The following is a 21823-nucleotide window of genomic DNA, read 5'->3' as shown; positions in this document are numbered from 1 at the left end:
CCGATGCTTAGAACTTGTAGTTAACACCTACGGAGAATATTAACTGTTGTTCTTCGTAAAAGTTGATGTTTGAGTCTTTTTGTCCATAGCCAGCAAAAGAGATCAGAGACCAATCAGGTAAACCCATTAATTGTTGGTACTCATAGGCCGCAAACAGGCTAAATTCATCATCAGCACGCGTTGTATTGTAAACCGGATTAGATGCATCGTAACTGAAGTGCGTGTAGCCAGCTGTGAGAGCAAACTGGTGACGCTCAATTACTTTAAATAGGGATAGTTCGCCTCCCCATGAAGTAAAGGAATAGGCATCCCCTTCAGCATCCGATTTTACGAAAGTAATAGAGGGTGCTAAAAACGTACCGGGTTGGATGCGCATCCGATAGTCGCCCTTTAGGTAGAGTTTGTCTGCATCTCGTTTTAAAAGGTGAGCGGATGACACGTAGCCAGAATCTAAACCTGAACGTTCGTTCTCTACTTCCTGACTGGCATAAGCAGTGTCCAAGCTAAAGCCCGAATTATTGATATTGCTGAATTTTAGACGGAAGGCATTGCCTTTCTCATCTGTCACGCTTCTTGCCGAACCTGTTTTAAAAGGATCTGACCACGTTTCACCAGACATGATTGTCGGTAGGAAAGAGGCATCTATCACTGTTCCATTTGCCAGAAGTTGCTTATAGCCCAACTCTAACGCTAAGGTACCTACTGCAATATCTTCTCGAGATGTACCCACATATAACTGTTTATCTAACTGGCTTCCAAACGTATAGGCGATGCTACCAAGAGGTACAGGTATAAAACTGCTGTCACTTTCGCCTTTTTGGGTGTTGTCATTAATGGTTGCGTTGGCATCGGTATTGAAATTGGATGTTGAAGAAAGGTAACCGGCGCTCAACGAAATTTCACCACTGATACCAGCGGTGTCTGACAGTTGGGCCATTGCTGGAGCAGCGCAGAAAATGGCAGCTGAGAGCATGATAGGTTTGGTGCTCATTGTGGGTTCTCCAAAAGTGTAATGCTAAATAAGGTGACATCACCGGAAATAGTGTTGATTAACTACTCTGACCATAGCCAGATTAGTTTCAAACTTTCCAATGGCTTGTATAATTACACGCTGTTTTATTATCCATTAGTAAAACTATATTAAATTTTCTTCAAATCTCATTATTAAGCGTTATGTTGGCACATTTACTTCTTATTCTGAATGTTTCCTTAGTTATCTTAAACTCAGCTTTGTGTTCGGTAGCTATCTGTATTATCGCTATATTCAAGCTTCTTCTTCCAACTGCGGCGTTGAAAGCGAAAGGCACCCAATTAGCCAATAAAGTGATGTGGTTATGGGCGACGATTAACTCGGCCATTCTGAATGTTTCGAACCAAGTTGAATGGGATGTTCAAGGAGGAGATGAGCTAAAGAAAGACGGTTGGTATTTGATGATCAGTAACCACCTGAGTTGGACTGATATTGTCGTGTTGTGCTGCGTGTTTAAAGATCGCATTCCAATGCCCAAGTTTTTTCTTAAACAACAATTACTCTATGTTCCTTTCATCGGAATGGCTTGCTGGGCTTTGGATATGCCATTTATGCGTCGTTATTCGCGGGAGTATCTGATTCGTCATCCGGAAAAGCGTGGTCAGGATCTAGCAACCACTCGTCGTTCATGTGCCAAATTTAAACACACGCCGACAACAGTGGTGAATTACGTAGAGGGGACACGTTTTACACCGCAAAAGCAGCGTAAGAGTACAGCTGGCTACGAATATCTGCTCCAACCTAAAACAGGTGGTATTGCCTACACGTTAGCGGCGATGGGCGATCAGTTTGATAATATTATCGATGTCACACTGGCTTACCCTGACAATATAGAAAAGCCATTTAAAGATGCTTTGATGGGAAGAATGCAAAGAATAGTGGTTCGTACCCAGGTTCTGCCCGTTGATGAAAAAGTGCGAGGTGATTACTTTAACGACAAACCGTATAAACGTCAGTTTCAGCAATGGCTAGGGGATGTTTGGAAGGAAAAAGATGCCGTGCTCAAGGAGTTGCATCAGGAAAAGTAATTACATCATTGGGATTAAAAAGGGAGCCATAGGCTCCCTTTTTTTGAACTGTAGCGATTACTTCAGTGTCAGTAGGTAGTTGACCAATGCAAAGTATTCATCAAGCGTTTTAATCGATTGAGCTTGTACTAAGTATTTGTTGTTGACCACAACGGCTGGCACACCTGAAAGACCGCTATCTTTGAACTGCTTGTCGAAACGACGAACCATAGAATCCACAGCGAAACCATTGAACGCAGCATCAAACTTGTCTGCATCGACACCTTCATCAAGGAAGATTTGACGTAGTTCTTCATCGTTCTTTGGTGCTTTGCGCATGTTATGAATTCGGTCAAACAGCACAGGTGTCATCTTGTCTTCGAGCTTTAGCACAATCATGGTGGCGTAAGCCTTGCTCATAGACTCTCCCATGTTGCCACCCATAAAAGAGACGTGGTTCTTCTGGAACTTAGCATCTTTAGGTAGCTGCGTTTTTAGCTGCTGAATGATAGGCTCAAAGCTATTACAGTGGGGGCAGTAGAAGGAGAAAAACTCAGTCACTGTCGGTTTCTTTGAAGCTTCAAGTTCAAGGACTTTATAGTGTTCACCTTGACTAAATTGTGCAGCGTGAGCCGATAAGCTCAGCATCATTGTTGCGACGAGTGCAAACAGCTTTTTCATTCTTAACTCCATGTGTAATTATTGTTGTTACCACTGTGGCATGAGTGAAAGTGGTGATTCATTGAGGGCAGATATTTGCTCTTTGAACCCGAGAACCTGACTTTCCCAATATTTTGGATCATTAAACCATGGAAAGGCGAGAGGAAATGCCGGATCCTGCCATCTTTTTGCTAGCCATGCCATATAGTGCACCATACGTAGACCACGCAAAGGTTCGATTAGTTTCAATTCATTGAGATTAAAGTCATTAAACTCTTGATACGCTTCTAAGATGATGTCGAGTTGCATTATTTTATCTGCCCGATCACCACTCAGTAGCATCCATAGATCCTGAATTGCTGGGCCATTGCGAGCGTCGTCAAGGTCGACGAACATAGGACCATCTCTCCACAGAATGTTGCCTGGGTGACAATCGCCATGCAGACGTATCATGCTAGTGGAATCCGTCCAGTGCGTCTCGAGATTGCTGATCAGTAGGTCAAGATCATTGAAAAAGGCGTTTTCCAAATGCATGGGAATAAAGGTTGAGTTTTGCAGTAACTTGCGCGGCTGATAAACATACTCTTCGAGACCAATAGTGGGTCTGTGTTTAAATACCTGCTTTGAGCCGACTTTGTGGATACGACCTAAGAAACGGCCAACCCCTTCCAATTGTTCTAGGTTATCCACTTCAAATTGACGGCCACCAACACTGGCAAACAGGGCAAATAGATACCCCTGATAGTGATGCAGAGTTTGACCATTAATGATGACTGGTGGAGCGACGGGAATTTCTGATTCGATCAGCTCAAGCGTAAAATTATGTTCTTCCTGAATCTGTTCCTGACTCCAGCGTTCAGGTCGGTAGAACTTAACCACATAGCGTTGGCGTTCTTCATCAGTGAACTGATAGACGCGGTTTTCATAACTGTTGAGTGCCAAGAATCCCGATTCGGCGCGTATACCGATGCTCTCGAGGGCATACCACATAAAGTCAGGCGTTAATGCATCAAAGTTAAAGGCTTGCTGTGTCATAAAATAAAAGAGGCTCATTGCTGAGCCTCTTTCCATTGGGTGAGTAGACAATCTAGAGCTTCTTAATGAAGCGACTTTCTACGGCAATAGTGAAGTCTTCGCTGTCGGACAGTATAAACTGAATTGTTGAAACAGGAGAGCTGAGTTTGTCAGGGTTAACACCTAGGCTCATCGGAAGGTTAAGTACCTCACCAGGAGCTACCTGTACCGTCTGTTTTCCATACCAAGAGACATCACTAAGTCCTTCAACATTGAGCTGATACTCTTGCTGTTGCTGAGTTTTATTGATGATCTTTAGAGTGTATGTGTTTTCAACTTCACCCAGCCCATTCACTCTGAATAACTGGTTACGATCGCGGAGTACGCTTAGACCCGCAGGATCGACGCTAGCGACTTGAACAAAAAACAGACCAATCATAACGAGTAGAACGGCACCATAACCGATCAGTTTAGGACGAGCGACCTTGGTGTGCTTGCCAGATAAACGATGTTCGGTCGTGTAGCTGATCAATCCTTTGTCATAGCCCATTCGTTCCATCGTGTTGTCACACGCATCAATACAGGCACCACAGTTGATACATTCGTACTGTAGACCATCACGAATATCGATACCTGTAGGGCAAACCTGCACACACAGGTCACAGTCAATACAATCACCCAAGCCTAGTGCTTTTGGATCGGCTTTGCGCGAGCGAGGGCCACGTGTTTCTCCACGTTTCGTGTCATAACCGACGATAAAGGTATCTTTGTCGAACATGGCTGACTGGAAGCGAGCGTATGGGCACATGTGAATACACATAATTGAGCGCATCCAACCTGCGTTGGCATAGGTACAAATTGCAAAGAACAACACCCAGAATACTGGCCAGAACTCAGCGTTAAAGGTGAAAAAGCCTACGACGAGTTCTTTGATTGGCACAAAGTAGCCAGTAAAAGTAAAGCCTGTGGCCAGCGCAATCGCCCACCAAGCGAGATGTTTTGCTGTTTTGCGCATTGCAAGATTAGCTGTGAGCTTGCCAGAGTCTTGTTTGCGACGTTTATTCGCACTGCCTTCGAGCTTCTCTTCAAACCATATGTACATAAAGGTCCAGACGGTTTGTGGACAGAGGTAGCCACACCATACGCGGCCTAAGAAGGTTGTGAGGAAAAATAGGCCAAATGCGGCGATCATAAACAGCAGTGCAAGTAGTGTGAGGTCTTGCGGGTAAAGGGTTGTACCGAAAAAGTTAAACTGCTGATGGCCAATGTCTAACAAGATGGCTTGTCGGTCGCCGTAAGAGATCCAAGGAATTAGGGCGAAAAATAGCAGTAGGAACCAACCGCCATAGCGGCGTAATTTTTGAAAGGTACCTTTACTTTCGCGAACATAGATTCGGTTGCTTGGGTTAAACCTGTCACCCTTAGTTTTATGAGTCTTAGGGTTAAAGGTCTTGGGAGTCACATCTTTGATATCGATTTTATCCTGACTCATTACGCTTCCTTCTTTAGGCTAATTGGCGAGATTTCTTATGTTCTCGCTCAGTAGACATTGCTGACTATTATTTTAGTAATCTCTTATGGGCGGCGATTATATACGCTATAACATTATTATTTCTTTAACACTATCAACCTTTAACAACAAAAATCATTACAGTTTTATAAATAAATCGCCTAACAGTTTGGGTTTTAAGAGCTGTGTGCGTATAAAAAAAGCGACCACTGGTCGCCTTTGGGAGAGCTCTTTTTTAGTCGATGATCCCACGCGCGCGTAAAATCGCCGTTTTAAAATCATCTTCTTGGTCTTTTTTCAGACCTGGGATCATTTCATCTTTGCTGCTGTTGCGCATTTTAAGGTGGTAGATCAGTACGTCATCGGTCAACTCTTCAAGTTTCCCATGGTAACCCGCTTCTTGCGCCAGTTGGACGATAAACTGCAGCAGGTTCATTTCCTGATCTTTTTGCCACTCAGGTTCTAGCAGTTCGAGCAGTTCTTCAATTCGATGGCATTTCATTGGCTTTCTCCACACAACTTATAATGATTTGTCGCTAAAGGTATCAAATAGGTGCGGAGAAGGTAAGAAAAAAGCGCAGCCTAGACTGCGCTTTTTAATTAAGCTGCTTTAACCACTTTAGGAGAAGCGGCAGCCATCAAGGCTGTTTTTTCAACTAAAGTCATGGTAGTAGCGACTTGTTTTGCCATTGGAGCGGTCGCAAAACCACTACGACGGCGCATCGCACTACGATTTGTGTGCGAAAACCTGACTGCTGTTGGGCGCATCGAGTTACCTAACTGTCAGGCATATCCATTGCCAATGTAATGGCCTGATTAACTATGAGTTGAGCTCCATTACTGAAGTTTGGCTCTTCTGGCGCACGCCAATCCAAATAATTAATCAGGAATATTGATATGCAAGCACATCAATAAATAGATTAGCATTATCAGTAAGATTGGTCGATATGTAATCGATGTGTAGATGCTGCAATAATGTGAACAAGTCACTAGTAGTGAGACAGCAAACAAGATTAGTATGAAACATTGTTATGGTCTCGTGTTTGCCAAGGAGGTATGTATGTCGTTGTTTAAGAAAACGCTGGCGACGTTTGGTATTGGCTCAGCAAAGGTTGACTCTGTGCTTCAGCAAGAAGTGCTGTATCCGGGACAAAAACTCAATATTACGATTCATGTCTACGGTGGCTCGACTGCGCAAGAGATTGATAACATCGATCTCAAGCTATACTGCCGCTATATCAAAGAGGTTCCGGCTAACCACGATAAAGATAAAGCCAATGCAGGGCGAATGCGCCGTGTTCCGGCAAGTTATGCGTTAGCTGAGTGGTCACTTCCATATGCGTTCACCATTGAACCGGGTGAAAGTCGAGACTTCTCTGTCGAACTTGATGTGCCTTGGAATACGCCCGTCACGATTGGTGATTCCAAAGTCTGGCTTGAAACAGGTCTAGATATCGCAATGGCTAAAGATCCAACCGATAAAGATATCTTGACGGTACGACCTGATCCTCTACTAGATGGCATTTTTACAGCACTGGAAGAACAAGGTTTACGTATTCGTCAGGTGGAATGTGAAGCTGTCGATGGTTTTGCCATGCCGTTTGTGCAGGAGTTTGAGTTCGTGCCAACCACGGGGCCGTTTCACGGTCGCTGGCGAGAGTTAGAAGTGGTTGCTTATCGTAGTGAAGACGAGCTGCAAATGTGGTTTGAGATTGATCGCCATCGAGAAGGTGCTAAAGGTATGCTCGCAAGCTTACTGGGTATCGGTGATCTTAAGCGTCAGATGTCGATTCCGCTGCATACATCAGCTCAAGAAGCGGGGCAGAAAGTGATCGAGTATTTGGATAACCACTCTTAACCAAAAATTAACCATTTTCAGCTTACAAGTGTAAGCCTAATATGCCATACTCCTGAGTAATTATTCCAATCGTTACTCAAGAGTAAGGTCAAATGTCTGCGAATCCAGCCGCTGCATACAGTGTTAAAGAAGAGTTTGCCAATACGAGCACCCATGCTTTAGGAATGGTGCTGAGTATTGTTGGCTTGGTACTGTTACTGCTCAAATCTACAGAACACAACGCCGATGCGCTGACAATTACCAGCATGAGTATTTACGGCGGCAGCATGATTGTGCTGTTTCTTGCTTCTACTCTCTACCATGCCGTCCCCTATCAAAAAGCGAAACGAGCGCTTAAAACTTTCGACCATTGCGCTATCTACTTACTTATAGCGGGTAGCTACACACCGTTTCTTCTGGTGAGTTTGCGTACACCTTTAGCAATCAGTTTGATGGTGGTGATTTGGAGTATTGCTCTGTTTGGCATCATTATGAAGATGGCGTTTGTCTATCGGTTTAAACGACTTTCTCTTGCCACGTATCTGATCATGGGTTGGTTGTCATTGATAGTGATTTATCAATTAGCGATGCATTTAGCGCTTGGAGGGCTCACTTTGCTTGCTGCTGGTGGAGTGATCTATTCGTTGGGTGTGATCTTCTATGTTGCTAAACGCATCCCCTACAATCATGCAATCTGGCATGGTTTTGTTTTAGCAGGATGCGCATGCCATTTTTTCGCGATTTATCTTTATGTCGATCCTGTTTAACGGGTTTCGACTTTGATGATTTTTGCGTTGATTTGGTACTGTTCAGCGCGTTCAACAGGGATCTTGATTGTTTTACCTGCGACGGCTTGTTGAGGCCTTAGGTAGGTATCAGCAAGGCGTTTGATGGAAGTCCAAACCGAAAATGTTTGTTCAGAGATAACCTCTCCAGACAGGTTTAATAACTCTACCTCTACTTCAACCAGTACCACAGACTGGGTGCTTTGGTTAGTCAAAGAGGTCTCAATAACCAACTGATCTGATTGATACTGTGCGGCGCCAAGTAGTACATCGACGCCAGAATCAGATAGCTGCATTACGGGTTTTGGGCTACCAAGTTGAATTACGCTGCCCACTTGTCGGTTAATCACAGGAATTGCCGCGATGGTTTTCACTGGGATAGACGGTGTATCAGTTGCCGCTTCAACTATGTATTGCCAAGTAAAATCATCATTCAACTGTACTTGGCGTCCATCTGCAAGAGTGACTGTCTGCGCCGCGTAAATCATGGTGCTCGCAAGCAAGCATGAAAGTCCAATCGTCGTTTTCATATTTATTCCTTAACGTCGCCAGAAGGCAGGGAAGAAAAGTACCAGTAGAGTCAGTATCTCTAAGCGTCCCATTAACATTCCTAGGCTGAGTAGCCATTTAGCAGCGTCAGGTAGGGGAGCAAAGTTGCCTGTTGGTCCGATAATAGAACCCATCCCAGGTCCAACGTTTGCAACGGCAGTAATAGAGCCAGAAATACTGGTAATTGGGTCAAGGCCCATGGCACTCAGTCCCCCAGCAATCGCGATAATAGTGATAAAAAAAGTTAAGCCGAAAGCCACGACTGAACGCACGATATCATCATTGACCGGACGGTTGTTGTAGCGTTGAACAAATACACCAGAAGGGTGAATTAGTTTCATCATCTGCTTGTTGAGTAGGGTGACAGCAATCTGAAAGCGGAAAACTTTGATGCCGCCAGAGGTAGAACCGGAACAGGCGCCTGCCATCATTAAGAACGCAAATAGAGTGGTTGGCAGAGCTCCCCAAGCGGTGAAATCTTCAAGACCAAATCCGGTGGTCGTGACAACGGAGACGATGTTAAACATAGATACGCGTAGGGCATCGAGCACCGCGTAGCCATCTCGAATCACCAACCAAGCCGATATAATGAGGCTGCTTATAAGAAATAAGTAAGTGAATCCACGCACCTGAGCATCATTGAGTAACTCATTCAATCGACGTTTTCTGATGACGGCAACGAACAGCAAGAAGGGCAGCCCACCTAAAAACATAAACAAGGTCGCGACCCAATGAGCGCCATTTGAGAAGTGGTTCATTGAACCATCAGAAGTGGAGTAGCCACCAGTCGATAGCGTGGTAAAGGCATGGTTAATGGCCTCAAACAGATTCATTCCTGTTATCAGGTAGCCAACAATACACAAACCCGTTAACGCCAGATAAACCGCAACAATGTTTTTAGCCACTGTTTTAGCTCTTGGGCTACTTTTATCTGACCAGTCGGATGATTCGGTATGGAATAGCTTCATACCACCAACGTTTAACATTGGAAGAACCGCAACAGCCATTACGATAAAGCCGATACCACCAAGCCACTGTAATATAGATCGCCACAGTAGAATACTTGGTGCCATGGTGTCTAAACCACTAAGTACAGTCGAACCTGTGGTAGTAATACCGGACATGGTTTCAAAGTAGGCGTCAGTGAAACTGATGTGATTGATAAACACGAATGGTAAGGCGGCAAAAGCACTGGCGATAGTCCATACCAAACTGGTGATCAGAAACATGTCACGCACACTGAGTTTAAAGTCTCTCGTTCGCCCAACACTCAGGCAACAGAAGGCGGCTAAATGGGTGATTAGCACAGCTTGACCAAATTCGAGAAAACCCGAAGTACCAGTGATAAAGGCGACTAAGGTAGGGACGTACATAAATAGGGCTAGTTTAGAAAGTACTAACCCTATTACAAAAAGTACGGGACGAAAGTTAACCATAACCCGAGCCTATAGGAAGAATGGACTTGGCTGGAATAGTGCTTCTACGTCTGGTACGTACTTCTTATCCACGAGGAACATCACTACGTGATCATCCTGTTCGATAACCGTACGGTCATGGGCAATGAGTACCTCTTCACCACGAACGATTGCGCCGATAGTGGTACCCGGTGGTAGTTTGATGTCGCCAATCGCTCGGCCAACCACCTTGGACGTGGTTTCATCGCCGTGGGCGATTGCTTCGATTGCTTCAGCGGCTCCACGACGTAGTGAAGATACGTTGACAATATCCGCTCGACGCACGTGGGTTAGCAGTGCGGATATTGTTGCCTGTTGTGGCGAGATCGCAACGTCGATAACACCGCCTTGTACAAGGTCAACATAGGCCCCGCGTTGGATCAACACCATTACCTTCTTTGCTCCCATACGTTTGGCGAGCATGGCTGACATAATGTTGGTTTCATCTTCGTTGGTTAAAGCAATAAATACATCAACCTGATCGATGTTCTCTTCCGCTAGCAATTCTTGGTCGGCAGCATCGCCACAGAAAACAATGGTGTTCTCTAGTTCTTCAGATAGCTTTTCAGCTCGCTGATAGCTTCGTTCAATAAGTTTGACGCTGTATGACTGCTCAAGACGACGCGCTAGGCTGGCACCGATGTTACCCCCGCCGACGATCATGATACGACGATAAGGTTTTTCAAGACGTTGCAGTTCACTCATGACTGAGCGGATATGATTGCTGGCGGCGACAAAGAATACTTCATCATCAGCCTCGATAATGGTTGTGCCCTGAGGTCTGATAGGTCGACCTTGACGGAAAATCGCCGCTACACGAGTATCGATATGCGGCATGTGTTCACGCAATGCCGACAGCGCATTACCCACTAATGGGCCACCGTAATAGGCTTTCACCGCTACTAGGCTGACTTTTTGTTCGGCAAAGCTCACAACCTGCAAAGCACCTGGATACTGGATCAAGCGTTCAATGTAGCTGGTGACGAGTTCTTCAGGTGCAATTAAATGATCGACGGGTACGGCGCCAGATTGGAATAGTGCTTCTTTTTCAGCGAGGTATTCTGGTGAACGAATACGAGCGATACGGTTTGGCGTATTAAACAGAGAAAAAGCCACCTGACAAGCTGCCATGTTAGTTTCATCCATGTTGGTTACTGCAACCAACATATCAGCATCTTGTGCACCAGCTTCGCGCAGTACGTCTGGGTGACTTGCATGACCATTAACCACACGGAGATCGTATTTGTCTTGAAGCTCACGTAGACGATCTGAGTCTTTATCGACGATGGTTATGTCGTTGTTCTCACCGACAAGGTTTTCTGCCAACGTGCCGCCAACTTGACCCGCACCAAGAATGATGATTTTCATACCGTTTTCTCGTTTAACTACTTAAAAAGGCGACAGGGTTGCTGCCGCCATATCACTTACGCGTTCTTAGTTAGGATGGCGTAATAGAATCCATCCATATCCTCTTCACCTGGCAAAATCTGACGTCCAGGGTTACTCACATCTGAACCTTGTAACTGAGCGTCTGAAGTGCGAGCAAGGAAAGCTTTCACCTGCTCCTTGTTCTCTTGAGGCGTGATTGAACAGGTTGCATACACTAGTGTGCCGCCCGGCTTCAGTTGTTGCCACATAGCATCAAGGATTTCGCTTTGTAGCTCAGCCAAGGCTGCAATGTCGTCAGCTCGGCGTAACCACTTGATATCAGGGTGACGACGGATAACGCCAGTCGCAGAACAAGGTGCATCGAGTAGAATGCGATCAAATTGCTCGCCTTGCCACCAATCTTGCGGATTTCGTGCGTCACCGCAAATCACTTTGGCTTTGAGGTTCAAACGCTGCAAGTTATCGTGAACGCGCTTCAAACGTGTATCGTCGCAATCAATGGCAACCACTTCACAACCCTGAGTGTGTTCCAGAATGTGTGCTGTTTTACCGCCAGGGGCCGCACAACAGTCTAAGATCAGTTCGCCATCTTGCGGTGTTAGGTAGTTAATCGATAACTGCGCAGCCGCATCTTGAACAGACACCCAACCTTTTTCAAAGCCAGGCAGTTTTGTCACGTCACATGGGGCGGCCAATTTTACGGCGTCTTTGGCTTCACTATGAATCGTGTTATCAATGTTTTCATTTTTAAGTAATTCAAGGTACTCATCACGCGAGTGGTGCTGGTGGTTAACACGTAGCCACATCGGCGCTTTGTTGTTGTTCGCTTCAACAATCTCTTGCCACTGCTCAGGATAGCTCTCTTGCAGTAACTTCAGTAGCCAACTTGGATGACCATATTTGCCAGCATTGTGACTCACCGCTATAGCGTCTAACTCTTCCTGATTGCGCTGATAATTACGTAAAACTGCGTTGATCAAGCCGCGTAGACGTGGGCCTTTAAGAGTGTTTGTTCCCTCTACCGTTTCACCTACCGCCGCATGCGCGGGAATACGCATAAAGCTAAGTTGGTAGATACCAACCAGAATCAGGTGGTGAAAGACTCGTTGTTTACCTTTGAGCGGCTTATCCATCAACTCGTTGGCAATGGATTCCAAACGTGGGAGGTAACGTAATGCGCCATAACAAATTTCTTGTAATAGTGCGTGGTCACGAGGCTTGATAGTTTGTTGAGCCGCAGGGAGTGCGCTCGAAAGAGAGTGACCTTTGTCGACCACTTGGAATAGGACGTTGGCTGCAGCAGCGCGAACATTCATGTTGAGTACCTTAATGGTGCGAGAGCATCTCTGCTCTCGAAAAGTTCGTAATAGTGAGCCCAATGATAATGACTGGGCTCGAACGGGGACTAGCTAAGTACGCTACCCACTTCAAACCAGTTTGCACGAGAGTTAAGAATGTCTTGTACTGGCATGGCTTTTTTACCCGGTATCTGTAGCTGTTCTAGAACAAGTACACCTTTGCTTGTCGCGACATAGATACCAGACTTGTCTGCTTGCAAAATTGTGCCAGCAGGTTTCGCTGAAGTTTGCTCTTCAACACGGCTTTGCCAAACTTTGATGCTATTTTCAGCGGCATCAAAGTGGCTCATTGGCCAAGGATTGAACGCACGGACGCAACGCTCGATGTGTTCAGCCTCATCATTCCAGTTGATACGAGCTTCTTCTTTGCTGAGTTTTTTCGCGTAGTTTGCCAGTTCATCGTCTTGTTTTTCTGCCACAGCCGTACCATTCGCGATATCTGTCAGGCATTCCACCAAAGCTTGAGGACCAAGTTCCGCCAACTTCTCGTACATTGATGCGCTGGTGTCGTTAGCCTCAATGGGTAGAGTGGCAATTTTTAGCATATCGCCAGTATCAAGGCCGATATCCATTTGCATGATGGTCACGCCAGTCTCTTTGTCACCCGCCCAAATCGAGCGTTGAATCGGAGCCGCACCACGCCAGCGTGGAAGAATTGAACCGTGAACGTTAATACAACCGAGTTTTGGTGTATCGAGTACCACTTGAGGCAGAAGCAGACCGTAAGCAACCACAACCATGAGATCGGCATTGAGTTCTGCCAATTCTTGTTTCGCTTCATCTGATTTGAAGTTTTCTGGCTGATATACCGGAATGTTATGCTCAAGAGCGATATTTTTAACTGGGCTTGCTGTCAGCTTCTTACCTCGACCCGCTGGGCGATCTGGTTGAGTGTAAACAGCAATGATCTCGTGCTCCGAAGACAACAACGCCGCCAAGTGACGGGCGGCGAAATCCGGAGTACCAGCAAAAACAATTTTTAAAGGTTTGCTCAAGGTACCTTCCTTCTATTAGTTAGCTATTAAGCGTTCGTATTTTTCTCGTTGAAGCGTTTAATTTTCGCAAGCTTGTCTTGGATGCGTTTACGCTTTAAAGGCGAAAGATAATCTACAAAAAGTTTGCCTTCTAAGTGGTCAAGCTCATGCTGAACACAAATAGCTAATAGATCGTCAGCTTCAAAAGTGAATTCTTCGCCATCACGATTAAGTGCTTTTACCGTTACTTCAGCCGCTCGTGGCACCAGTGCACGTGCGCCAGGAACCGATAGACAGCCTTCTTCAATGCCATCTTCACCGCGTTTTTCGATAATTTCTGGGTTGATCAGAACCATAGGTTCGTCACGGGTATCGGAAACATCGATAACAACGATACGTTGGTGGAAATCTACTTGGGTTGCTGCCAAGCCGATACCTTCTTCGTCGTACATGGTTTCAATCATGTCATCAACGAACTTTTGAATCTCAGGTGTCACTGCTTCTACGGGCTTTGCCACTGTGCGCAGGCGATCATCTGGGAATGTTAATACTTGTAATACAGACATATACACTCGAATGTTGAACTGTGCCAAATCAGGATAAACCTTGTTGGCTCAATTCTAGACATTTTACATCTCAAATGACAGCATCAATGCGGCTTTTTGAGTCGCATCTTGTTCATGAAGCTAGTGATGTCGATGACAAAACCAAGCAACTAGAGGTGGTAATTGTGGTGGTTTTGTTAAGTGATTGAGTGCTTGGTGCATATTTACGGGGTAGGAAATCCTTAAACTTCAAGCTGCCTACGTGCCCCTAAGGCGAGCTTGTAAAACATCAAGGAATAGCAGTGGTATCTGATGAAGAACTCAGTGCTTGGTTGTCACTGTATTTTACTCCCGGAATTGGTCCTAAGAGCTTTACTCGCTTATTGGAATATGATTCTCCAATCAATATCGTTACCTCTAAAGCTACCGCCTTGTTAGCGCTAGGAATGAACGACAGGCAGGTTGACTATCTTCACTATCGCGCGCTGAAAGACGTAGAGCAGTGTTTTGAATGGCAGGCGCTGGCGGGCAATAACCACATTGTCACATTGCTTGATCAAGGTTATCCCGAACTTTTAAAACAGGCTTCAGGTTCACCCGCAATTTTATTTGTTAAAGGGAGTGTTGCGAGCTTGTCGCAACCTCAAATAGCGATAGTGGGCAGTCGATCCGCCAGTCATGAAGGGCTTAATACGGCTCGTCAGTTTGCCAAGCATTTGGTGAAGCAGGGTTTAGCTGTGACCAGTGGGCTAGCTCTTGGGGTCGATGGATACGCACATGATGGTGCTCTACAGGGAGGCGGACAAACTCTTGCTGTTCTAGGGTGTGGTCTACAGACCGTTTATCCGGCACGCCACCGTGATTTGGCGGGGCGAATTATTGATGCAGGAGGCGCGCTTATTTCTGAATTGCATCCTCACGCAAAGCCGAAGTCGGCACACTTTCCACGTCGTAACAGAATAATTAGTGGTCTTTCTGTGGGTGTTTTGGTTGTCGAGGCGGCGGAAAAGAGTGGTTCCCTCATTACTGCTCGTTACGCTCTTGAACAAGGTCGAGAAGTGTTTGCCTTGCCAGGTTCAATTCACAATGTGAACGCGAGGGGGTGTAACCTTCTGATTAAACAGGGGGCTTGCTTGGTATTAACGGTGGATGACATTGTGAGTGAAGTAGAAACGCTTTTGCAGTGGTCTAACAAAAGTGAGCCTCCGATTCAAAATGAACTATTCAATGAAATTGGTGGTAAAGAACAATTGCCATTTCCTCAGCTGTTAGCTAACGTAGGAAGTAAGGCTACACCAGTTGATATTCTTGCAAACAGGACCAATATACCTGTGCAGGAAGTCATGATGCAGCTCTTGGAGCTTGAGCTCTCAGGGCATGTTGTTGCAGTTAGTGGTGGCTATATTCTTAAGGGGAGGGGCTAGCTATGATGATGGATATCCTAATGTATCTATTCGAGACCTACATCCATAGCGATGCAGATTTACAGGTCAATCAAGATGAGCTAGAAGAAGAGCTTCTTCGCGCTGGTTTTCATCAAAAAGACATATACAAAGCTCTCGTCTGGCTAGAAGAGTTAGCAGCACTGCAGCAAAGTGAAACTCACTCGGCGATTTCAGTGTGTAGCACTTCAAACTCAACTCGTATTTATACGGCTAAAGAGTGTGAACGTCTGAGCCTTGAATGTCGTGGCTTTTTAACCTTTTTAGAGCAGGTTAATGTGTTGACGACAGAAACTCGTGAAATGGTTATCGACCGCATTATGGGTTTAGAAACCGATGAGTTTGAGTTAGACGATCTGAAATGGATTGTGTTGATGGTGCTATTTAATGTGCCAGGTAATGAAAACGCTTATACGCTTATGGAAGAGCTGTTGTATACCAAAGAGCAAGGTATTCTGCATTAATCTTCAAGAGTAGATATGAGTAACAAAATAGATCATCAGCTGTTCTCTGCCCATGAACATGCGTTAGAGCATCAAGCATGTCCTAAGTGTCAGGAACAGCACCGTGAGGGTGAACTTCAGCTTCGTCATGGTAAGCATGGTCCTTTTCTCGGTTGCAACCAGTATCCGGCCTGCGACTACATTAAGCCATTGCATCAAAATGATGGCCATATCGTTAAAGAGCTAGGGGTAGCGTGCCCAGAGTGCGGTAATGAACTGGTTTTGCGTCAGGGTCGCTATGGCATGTTCATTGGATGCAGTCACTATCCCCTGTGCCAACATATTGAGTCGCTCGAAAAGCCAAAAGAAGAGCAAACGCCACAAACGTACACTTGTCCTGAATGTCATAAAGGGCAGCTTGTCGAACGTAAGACGCGCTTTGGTAAACTCTTTTATGCCTGTGACAACTATCCAAAATGCAAGTTTGCCTTGAATCAACCCCCAGTTGCAGGCAGTTGCGAGCAATGTGGTTATCCACTATTAGTCGAGAAGAAACTCGCCAGTGGCAACAAGCGCCAGTGCGCAAATCGGAAGTGTCACCATACCCAATCAGAGCAATAAAAAACGGCGCATAAAGCGCCGTTTTGCTTCTTATTCTCTATTCCGAGAAGTGCTCGGCAAATTCATGCACCGCAGGAAACGCTTGCTTATCAAGTAGGTTGGCCAGTGCACATAATTTACGCTGAAGCTCACCGTTGTAGTCTCCACAGACATTGATATGCCCCATCTTGCGCCCAGCACGTTTCTCTTTGCCGTACCAGTGAATATGACACCCATCCATCGCAAGCACTTCTGTTGGTAATGTATCTTCACCTAAGATGTTGATCATTGAGGTCGAACGAATCAGTTTTGTGCTGCCAAGTGGTAAGCCACACACTGCACGTAGATGGTTTTCAAACTGACAGGTTTCTGCACCTTGTTGAGTCCAGTGACCTGAGTTGTGTACTCGTGGGGCGATTTCATTGACCAGCAGGGTACCGTCGACATCAAAAAACTCCAGCGCTAATACGCCTACATACTCGAGTCGCTCTGCGACCGCAGTAAACATCGCCTTTGCTTGTTCTTGCAGTTCAGTATCTGCAATCGCGGTTGAGAGAGTCAGCACGCCGTCTGTGTGGATGTTCTCTGCGAGTGGGTAGACGGCGATTGAACCATCTTTACCACGAGCGCCAACCAAAGAGACTTCTCGGTTGAAAGGAACAAACTGTTCGGCAACGATTGCTTGTGTAGGCGTTGCCGCAATGCAATCAGCCATCTCATTCCAGATTTGGTCTACTTGAGCCATCTCTTTCAAACGCCATTGGCCTTTTCCATCATAGCCACCTAATGCACTCTTGAGTACCATTGGAATACCGACATGGTCGATAGCCTGATCGAAATCTTCGCGCGTCTCTATCACATAATACTTAGCGTTACGAACATCTGCTTGATCGAGAAGCGATTTTTCAAGTCGGCGATCGCCGCCAGCTTTAATCGCTTGTGTTGATGGGAGAAACTTTCCGCTTTGCTCGCAGATCTCAAGAATAGGATGTGGAATATGTTCAAACTCTGCGGTGATGACATCCGCTTGTTCAATCGCATTTTCCAACCCGTGGCCAATAACAGCTTGTGTTAGTGGGTGAACAATATTTTCACTACCGACATCGTAGGCAGAGATCTCAATGTTAAGAGGTGCGCCAGCAAGTGACATCATTCGTGCCAGTTGGCCTGCACCTAACACTAAAACATGCATCGACTTAATCCTCTGCTGGATTTGGGTTTGCTAGAACGGTTTCTGTTTGCTCACGACGGAAAGCTTCCACTTTCGCCATGATCTCTTCATCGTGAGTACCTAGGATTTGAGCGGCGAGAATGCCTGCGTTTGCTGCACCAGCCTCACCAATAGCAAGAGTACCAACAGCAATTCCTTTTGGCATCTGAACGATTGAGTACAGTGAATCCAATCCACTCAGTGCACGAGACTGAACCGGTACACCCAGTACAGGTAGAGATGTAAAGGCTGCCGCCATACCTGGTAGATGTGCAGCGCCACCTGCGCCAGCAATAATCACTTTTAGCCCGCGTTGTTTTGCGTTGGTTGCGTAATCTGCAAGAAGCTGAGGGGTACGGTGCGCTGACACAACTTTGGTTTCGTACTCAACGCCAAACTTGTCTAGCATTTCTGCGGCTAGCTTCATTGTTGGCCAATCTGATTTTGAACCCATGATGATACCGACTTTCATCTCAAACTCCTTCAAAGCACATAGAATAGTGAGCAAATAATTTGAGCGCATTATACGGGGATTTTTGACTGAAGCAAACGTTTGCGTTGGGTTTAAAAGCGACGCCTATGAATTTGTCGATAAATAGCTTTAGTGTGTGGTTGCGAATGTTTGTACACTTGTTCTGATTGATGATTAATAGGAAGTGACTTGGTGGATAACTTTGATAAGGCGCTCAGCGCTTTGCGTAATGGTGAAGTCATCGCTTACCCAACCGAAGGCGTGTTTGGGGTCGGATGCGATCCCGACAGTCCTCAAGCAATAGATAAGCTACTAAAACTCAAACAGAGACCAAAGGACAAAGGGCTGATCCTCATCGCAGCAAGTTATCAGCAGTTGTTGCCTTATATTGATGAATCTCAGTTAACGCCAAAGCAGTTAGAGCAAGTAAAGCAAAGTTGGCCAGGACCGGTAACTTGGATTATGCCTTGTAGTGATAAAGTCTCTGTCTGGGTTTGTGGTCAATATAATTCGATTGCAGTTCGTGTGAGTGATCATCCTTTGGTACAAAAGATGTGTAATGCATTTGGAAAGCCGTTAACCTCTACCAGCGCGAACTTGACCGGTCAGCCACCTTGTATGACGACTGATGAAGTCTACCAGCAATTGGGTAGCCAATTGGTTGCTGTCTTGGAGGGGGAAACTGGGGGGCGTAATAAACCCAGTGAGATTCGCGATGCTAAAACCTCACAAGTATTAAGACAGGGATAACCCTGCAGTAAAGGAAGTCGTATGTCAGCCATAGATAAACTAGCGGTTAAGCAGTTTTTAATGAAACTTCAGGATTCAATTTGTCAGCAATTGGAAGAGGCTGATGGACAAGCGGTGTTTGTCGAAGATGAATGGCACCGTGAACCTGGAGAGAAATTGGGCGGGGGCGGTCGTACTCGTGTCATGAAAGATGGTGCGGTATTTGAGCAAGGTGGCGTTAACTTCTCCCATGTTGAAGGCAAAGAAATGCCTGCATCTGCTACAGCACATCGCCCTGAACTTGCTGGGCGTCGCTTTGAAGCGATGGGTGTCTCTTTGGTTATGCACCCGAATAACCCATATGTACCAACTTCTCATGCTAATGTGCGTTTCTTTATTGCCGAGAAAGAGGGTGAAGAACCTATCTGGTGGTTCGGCGGTGGCTTCGATTTAACGCCATTCTACCCATTCGAAGAAGATGCCCAGTACTGGCACAATACGGCTAAAGAAGTGTGTGCACCATTCGGTAGCGATGTTTACTCTGAGCATAAGGCATGGTGTGACCGCTACTTCTATCTACCTCATCGCGATGAAACACGAGGTGTTGGCGGTCTGTTCTTTGATGATCTTAACCACTGGGAGTTTGATAAGTGTTTCGATTACATCAAAGCGGTAGGTGAAGGTTATACCCAAGCTTATTTACCTATTATCGAGCGTCGTAAAGAGACTGCATATGGCGAGCGTGAACGTCAGTTCCAGTTATATCGCCGAGGTCGCTATGTTGAGTTCAACTTAGTGTTTGACCGTGGCACTCTGTTTGGCCTGCAAAGTGGTGGCCGTACTGAGTCGATCCTTATGTCGATGCCTCCGCTTGCGCGTTGGGAGTATGCTTATCAAGTTGAACCTAACTCACCGGAAGCAGAGCTCTATGATCATTACCTTAAACCAAGAGAGTGGTAAGGCTTTCTTCCTTATATAGATAGTGATAGGGTCAACTTAACTAAGTTGGCCTTTTTTATTTCTGCAGGTAAGGATATGACACAGCAAATAGATCGTTATGCCGTTTTTGGTAATCCCATTGGACACAGTAAATCACCATTTATTCACACTCTATTTGCCCGCCAGACTAACCAGTCTCTCACCTATACTGCTGAACTTGCACCGGTCGGGGAGTTTGTCAGTAGCGCTGAGGTATTTTTTGCCAATGGTGGTAAAGGGTGCAATGTGACAGTGCCGTTCAAAGAAGATGCTTACCAATTCGCGACACGACTTACTGAGCGAGCGAAACTCGCTGGTGCGGTTAATACCCTAAAGAAGCTAGATGATGGTGAAATCATTGGTGACAACACCGATGGGGAAGGGTTGGTACAAGATCTGTTGCAACACCAAGTGCCGCTGAAAGATGCGCGAATACTAATCATTGGTGCAGGTGGCGCAGCGAGAGGGGTAATAAAGCCATTACTTGATCAACAACCAAGTGAAATAGTTATTACCAACCGAACATTCTCAAAGGCGTTACAACTTGAAGAGATGTTTTCCCCATATGGACGAGTCCATTCCGCAGCAATGTCAGAGATAAATGATGGTTTTGATGTGGTGATTAACTCTACGTCGGCGAGTCTAAGTGGTGAACTCCCTGAAATCTCTCCTGATATATTTACTAAGCACACTCATGTCTACGACATGATGTACGGTGCTGGCAACACAGCGTTTAATCAATGGGCTATAGATAATAAGGTAGCCGCTGCCTACGATGGCTTAGGTATGTTGGTTGGTCAGGCCGCAGAAAGTTTTATGTTGTGGCGCGGACTTAGACCTGGCACCAAACAAATTCTGCGCGAACTGCGTAAGAATCTAGAAGGAATGTAAAATTGAATCAGTCGATCCTATTTCCAGAACTACAGTCTTGGGATGAGCAACATAAAGAGATGACGTTCCCTGCTCAGCAGGCTGGGGCACTGATTGAATGTGTCGTTACTCAGGCTGAATTGGAAAAATTATCCGGACAAACCATCAACAATGCTCAGCAAGCCCTAGACCTATTTGCTCAATATCGTTTTGATCTAGAGGAACTTGCCGAGCAGCTTATCGAAGATGAAGAGTTCAACGCTGATGGAAAAGTAGAGGTAACTAGTTAAGGTCTTCTACCTGATGCAGGTAGTCCTCTTTGTTCTGTACATAGTTATCTGCAGACTTTTGCAAGAAAGCACGTTCGGCATCATTAAGAGGGCGTGCTTGTTTGACTGGGCTGCCTACATAAAGATAACCGCTTTGCAAAACCTTTCCGGGTGGAACCAGACTGCCTGCTCCTATCATTACCTCATCTTCTATTACAACACCATCCAGTACGATTGCGCCCATACCAACTAAAACACGGTCTTTGATGGTACAGCCATGAAGCATCACCTTGTGACCTATGGTTACGTCATTGCCAATAATAAGAGGATAGCCTTCTGGGTTGGCCGCGTTCTTATGCGTAACATGAAGGACGCTTCCGTCTTGGATATTAGTACGTTCGCCAATATGGATATGGTTAACGTCTCCGCGAGCGGCAACTAAAGGCCAAACGCTAGAGTCATCGCCAATTTGAATGTCGCCAACTAAAATAGAACTACTATCTATATAGACGCGTTGACCGATTTGGGGCTTGATACCTTTATAACTGCGCAGAGAGCTCATTTTATCTCCTAGTAAGAAGGGGGAATTTGCCGTTATTGGCGTAGAAAAGTGACAAAAACAGATGGTTTTGAATAGAAAATACCCAAACAGCAAAAAAATCAAAAAAAACTGAAAAAAGCACTTGCCAATGTGATGG

General features: G+C 45.6%; 25 protein-coding genes. 10 read left to right on the top strand and 15 right to left on the bottom strand.

All coding sequences use genetic code 11. From position 1 onward, the window contains the following. Positions 1 to 7: 7 nt before the first annotated feature. Entirely contained in the window at positions 8 to 991 is a 984-nt protein-coding gene (locus tag ACQEXP_RS15660) for a DUF2860 domain-containing protein (RefSeq protein ID WP_426970863.1), read from the bottom strand. Between the two features lie 182 nt (positions 992 to 1173). Here ACQEXP_RS15660 and ACQEXP_RS15655 point away from each other — a divergent pair, with 182 nt between their 5' ends. Continuing rightward, a complete protein-coding gene (locus ACQEXP_RS15655; RefSeq protein WP_426970861.1) occupies positions 1174 to 2058 on the top strand; it encodes an acyltransferase in 885 nt (294 codons plus the stop codon). 57 nt (positions 2059 to 2115) lie between these two features. Here ACQEXP_RS15655 and ACQEXP_RS15650 read toward each other — a convergent pair whose 3' ends face one another. The 5 genes from ACQEXP_RS15650 to ACQEXP_RS15630 form a co-directional block, all read right to left on the bottom strand. Further along, entirely contained in the window at positions 2116 to 2718 is a 603-nt protein-coding gene (locus ACQEXP_RS15650; RefSeq protein WP_426970859.1) for a thiol:disulfide interchange protein DsbA/DsbL, read from the bottom strand. Between the two features lie 27 nt (positions 2719 to 2745). Next, entirely contained in the window at positions 2746 to 3732 is a 987-nt protein-coding gene (locus ACQEXP_RS15645; protein ID WP_426970907.1) for a serine/threonine protein kinase, read from the bottom strand. Between the two features lie 52 nt (positions 3733 to 3784). After that, a complete protein-coding gene (gene ccoG, locus ACQEXP_RS15640) occupies positions 3785 to 5203 on the bottom strand; it encodes a cytochrome c oxidase accessory protein CcoG (protein WP_269378300.1) in 1419 nt (472 codons plus the stop codon). Positions 5204 to 5456: 253 nt separating this feature from the next. Beyond that, positions 5457 to 5723 (bottom strand): YihD family protein, encoded by a 267-nt coding sequence (locus ACQEXP_RS15635; protein WP_138972833.1) that lies wholly within the window; start codon positions 5721 to 5723, stop codon positions 5457 to 5459. A 98-nt stretch (positions 5724 to 5821) separates the two neighbouring features. Beyond that, entirely contained in the window at positions 5822 to 5989 is a 168-nt protein-coding gene (locus ACQEXP_RS15630; protein WP_269378302.1) for a hypothetical protein, read from the bottom strand. Between the two features lie 292 nt (positions 5990 to 6281). Between ACQEXP_RS15630 and ACQEXP_RS15625 the strand changes: the two genes are divergently transcribed. Continuing rightward, positions 6282 to 7079, top strand: coding sequence for a sporulation protein (locus ACQEXP_RS15625; protein WP_426970857.1), 798 nt, complete (start codon positions 6282 to 6284; stop codon positions 7077 to 7079). A gap of 92 nt (positions 7080 to 7171) precedes the next feature. Then, positions 7172 to 7825: a PAQR family membrane homeostasis protein TrhA gene (trhA, locus tag ACQEXP_RS15620; protein WP_426970855.1), complete on the top strand. Its 654-nt coding sequence runs from the start codon at positions 7172 to 7174 to the stop codon at positions 7823 to 7825. On the opposite strand, the gene ACQEXP_RS15615 is transcribed toward trhA, so the two are convergent. The 6 genes from ACQEXP_RS15615 to def form a co-directional block, all read right to left on the bottom strand. Then, positions 7822 to 8373 (bottom strand): DUF3157 family protein, encoded by a 552-nt coding sequence (locus ACQEXP_RS15615; RefSeq protein WP_426970854.1) that lies wholly within the window; start codon positions 8371 to 8373, stop codon positions 7822 to 7824. The genes trhA and ACQEXP_RS15615 overlap by 4 nt on opposite strands. 9 nt (positions 8374 to 8382) lie before the next feature. Then, a complete protein-coding gene (locus tag ACQEXP_RS15610) occupies positions 8383 to 9828 on the bottom strand; it encodes a TrkH family potassium uptake protein (protein ID WP_269378307.1) in 1446 nt (481 codons plus the stop codon). A 9-nt stretch (positions 9829 to 9837) separates the two neighbouring features. Further along, positions 9838 to 11214: a Trk system potassium transporter TrkA gene (gene trkA / locus ACQEXP_RS15605; protein WP_269378308.1), complete on the bottom strand. Its 1377-nt coding sequence runs from the start codon at positions 11212 to 11214 to the stop codon at positions 9838 to 9840. Between the two features lie 56 nt (positions 11215 to 11270). Next, positions 11271 to 12551, bottom strand: a complete 1281-nt coding sequence (gene rsmB, locus ACQEXP_RS15600; protein WP_426970851.1) for a 16S rRNA (cytosine(967)-C(5))-methyltransferase RsmB — start codon at positions 12549 to 12551, stop codon at positions 11271 to 11273. Positions 12552 to 12640: 89 nt separating this feature from the next. Continuing rightward, the gene (gene fmt / locus ACQEXP_RS15595) at positions 12641 to 13588 is read right to left on the bottom strand and encodes a methionyl-tRNA formyltransferase (RefSeq protein WP_269378310.1); all 948 of its coding nucleotides are present in this window, start codon (positions 13586 to 13588) and stop codon (positions 12641 to 12643) included. Between the two features lie 26 nt (positions 13589 to 13614). Next, on the bottom strand, positions 13615 to 14133 hold the full coding sequence (def, locus tag ACQEXP_RS15590; RefSeq protein ID WP_138972826.1) for a peptide deformylase: 519 nt from the start codon (positions 14131 to 14133) through the stop codon (positions 13615 to 13617). 281 nt (positions 14134 to 14414) lie between these two features. Between def and dprA the strand changes: the two genes are divergently transcribed. The 3 genes from dprA to ACQEXP_RS15575 are packed head-to-tail and all read left to right on the top strand — an operon-like array spanning position 14415 to position 16618. Continuing rightward, entirely contained in the window at positions 14415 to 15536 is a 1122-nt protein-coding gene (dprA, locus tag ACQEXP_RS15585; protein WP_426970849.1) for a DNA-processing protein DprA, read from the top strand. 2 nt (positions 15537 to 15538) lie between these two features. Continuing rightward, on the top strand, positions 15539 to 16018 hold the full coding sequence (locus ACQEXP_RS15580) for a DUF494 family protein (protein ID WP_269378311.1): 480 nt from the start codon (positions 15539 to 15541) through the stop codon (positions 16016 to 16018). A gap of 15 nt (positions 16019 to 16033) precedes the next feature. Next, entirely contained in the window at positions 16034 to 16618 is a 585-nt protein-coding gene (locus ACQEXP_RS15575) for a topoisomerase DNA-binding C4 zinc finger domain-containing protein (RefSeq protein ID WP_426970847.1), read from the top strand. Positions 16619 to 16655: 37 nt separating this feature from the next. On the opposite strand, the gene ACQEXP_RS15570 is transcribed toward ACQEXP_RS15575, so the two are convergent. Then, positions 16656 to 17789: a 5-(carboxyamino)imidazole ribonucleotide synthase gene (locus ACQEXP_RS15570; protein WP_426970845.1), complete on the bottom strand. Its 1134-nt coding sequence runs from the start codon at positions 17787 to 17789 to the stop codon at positions 16656 to 16658. 4 nt (positions 17790 to 17793) lie between these two features. After that, positions 17794 to 18279 (bottom strand): 5-(carboxyamino)imidazole ribonucleotide mutase, encoded by a 486-nt coding sequence (gene purE / locus ACQEXP_RS15565; RefSeq protein WP_269378315.1) that lies wholly within the window; start codon positions 18277 to 18279, stop codon positions 17794 to 17796. A gap of 192 nt (positions 18280 to 18471) precedes the next feature. Here purE and ACQEXP_RS15560 point away from each other — a divergent pair, with 192 nt between their 5' ends. From ACQEXP_RS15560 to ACQEXP_RS15545, 4 genes are all read left to right on the top strand, one after another. After that, positions 18472 to 19029 (top strand): L-threonylcarbamoyladenylate synthase, encoded by a 558-nt coding sequence (locus ACQEXP_RS15560; protein WP_269378316.1) that lies wholly within the window; start codon positions 18472 to 18474, stop codon positions 19027 to 19029. A 21-nt stretch (positions 19030 to 19050) separates the two neighbouring features. After that, positions 19051 to 19968, top strand: a complete 918-nt coding sequence (hemF, locus tag ACQEXP_RS15555; protein WP_269378318.1) for an oxygen-dependent coproporphyrinogen oxidase — start codon at positions 19051 to 19053, stop codon at positions 19966 to 19968. 75 nt (positions 19969 to 20043) lie between these two features. Then, a complete protein-coding gene (aroE, locus tag ACQEXP_RS15550; RefSeq protein ID WP_426970842.1) occupies positions 20044 to 20877 on the top strand; it encodes a shikimate dehydrogenase in 834 nt (277 codons plus the stop codon). Between the two features lie 2 nt (positions 20878 to 20879). After that, positions 20880 to 21146 (top strand): DUF1488 domain-containing protein, encoded by a 267-nt coding sequence (locus ACQEXP_RS15545; protein ID WP_426970840.1) that lies wholly within the window; start codon positions 20880 to 20882, stop codon positions 21144 to 21146. On the opposite strand, the gene ACQEXP_RS15540 is transcribed toward ACQEXP_RS15545, so the two are convergent. Beyond that, on the bottom strand, positions 21139 to 21687 hold the full coding sequence (locus ACQEXP_RS15540; RefSeq protein WP_426970838.1) for a gamma carbonic anhydrase family protein: 549 nt from the start codon (positions 21685 to 21687) through the stop codon (positions 21139 to 21141). The two genes, ACQEXP_RS15545 and ACQEXP_RS15540, sit on opposite strands and share 8 nt — an antisense overlap. Positions 21688 to 21823: the final 136 nt, after the last annotated feature.

It is taken from the genome of Vibrio sp. TRT 1302, from assembly GCF_050113875.1.
In the GTDB taxonomy this organism is placed as follows: domain Bacteria; phylum Pseudomonadota; class Gammaproteobacteria; order Enterobacterales; family Vibrionaceae; genus Vibrio.
Note: the sequence above shows the minus strand (reverse complement) of the source record. Positions and strands in the feature narration are given on the sequence as shown.

Bases quoted from the DNA above. Each gene is read 5' to 3' on its own strand.
- ACQEXP_RS15660 (WP_426970863.1), bottom strand. From the start codon at position 991: ATGAGCACCAAACCTATCATGCTCTCAGCTGCCATTTTCTGCGCTGCT.
- ACQEXP_RS15655 (WP_426970861.1), top strand. From the start codon at position 1,174: ATGTTGGCACATTTACTTCTTATTCTGAATGTTTCCTTAGTTATCTTA.
- ACQEXP_RS15650 (WP_426970859.1), bottom strand. From the start codon at position 2,718: ATGAAAAAGCTGTTTGCACTCGTCGCAACAATGATGCTGAGCTTATCG.
- ACQEXP_RS15645 (WP_426970907.1), bottom strand. From the start codon at position 3,732: ATGACACAGCAAGCCTTTAACTTTGATGCATTAACGCCTGACTTTATG.
- ccoG (WP_269378300.1), bottom strand. From the start codon at position 5,203: ATGAGTCAGGATAAAATCGATATCAAAGATGTGACTCCCAAGACCTTT.
- ACQEXP_RS15635 (WP_138972833.1), bottom strand. From the start codon at position 5,723: ATGAAATGCCATCGAATTGAAGAACTGCTCGAACTGCTAGAACCTGAG.
- ACQEXP_RS15630 (WP_269378302.1), bottom strand. From the start codon at position 5,989: ATGCGCCCAACAGCAGTCAGGTTTTCGCACACAAATCGTAGTGCGATG.
- ACQEXP_RS15625 (WP_426970857.1), top strand. From the start codon at position 6,282: ATGTCGTTGTTTAAGAAAACGCTGGCGACGTTTGGTATTGGCTCAGCA.
- trhA (WP_426970855.1), top strand. From the start codon at position 7,172: ATGTCTGCGAATCCAGCCGCTGCATACAGTGTTAAAGAAGAGTTTGCC.
- ACQEXP_RS15615 (WP_426970854.1), bottom strand. From the start codon at position 8,373: ATGAAAACGACGATTGGACTTTCATGCTTGCTTGCGAGCACCATGATT.
- ACQEXP_RS15610 (WP_269378307.1), bottom strand. From the start codon at position 9,828: ATGGTTAACTTTCGTCCCGTACTTTTTGTAATAGGGTTAGTACTTTCT.
- trkA (WP_269378308.1), bottom strand. From the start codon at position 11,214: ATGAAAATCATCATTCTTGGTGCGGGTCAAGTTGGCGGCACGTTGGCA.
- rsmB (WP_426970851.1), bottom strand. From the start codon at position 12,551: ATGAATGTTCGCGCTGCTGCAGCCAACGTCCTATTCCAAGTGGTCGAC.
- def (WP_138972826.1), bottom strand. From the start codon at position 14,133: ATGTCTGTATTACAAGTATTAACATTCCCAGATGATCGCCTGCGCACA.
- ACQEXP_RS15580 (WP_269378311.1), top strand. From the start codon at position 15,539: ATGATGATGGATATCCTAATGTATCTATTCGAGACCTACATCCATAGC.
- ACQEXP_RS15575 (WP_426970847.1), top strand. From the start codon at position 16,034: ATGAGTAACAAAATAGATCATCAGCTGTTCTCTGCCCATGAACATGCG.
- ACQEXP_RS15570 (WP_426970845.1), bottom strand. From the start codon at position 17,789: ATGCATGTTTTAGTGTTAGGTGCAGGCCAACTGGCACGAATGATGTCA.
- purE (WP_269378315.1), bottom strand. From the start codon at position 18,279: ATGAAAGTCGGTATCATCATGGGTTCAAAATCAGATTGGCCAACAATG.
- hemF (WP_269378318.1), top strand. From the start codon at position 19,051: ATGTCAGCCATAGATAAACTAGCGGTTAAGCAGTTTTTAATGAAACTT.
- aroE (WP_426970842.1), top strand. From the start codon at position 20,044: ATGACACAGCAAATAGATCGTTATGCCGTTTTTGGTAATCCCATTGGA.
- ACQEXP_RS15540 (WP_426970838.1), bottom strand. From the start codon at position 21,687: ATGAGCTCTCTGCGCAGTTATAAAGGTATCAAGCCCCAAATCGGTCAA.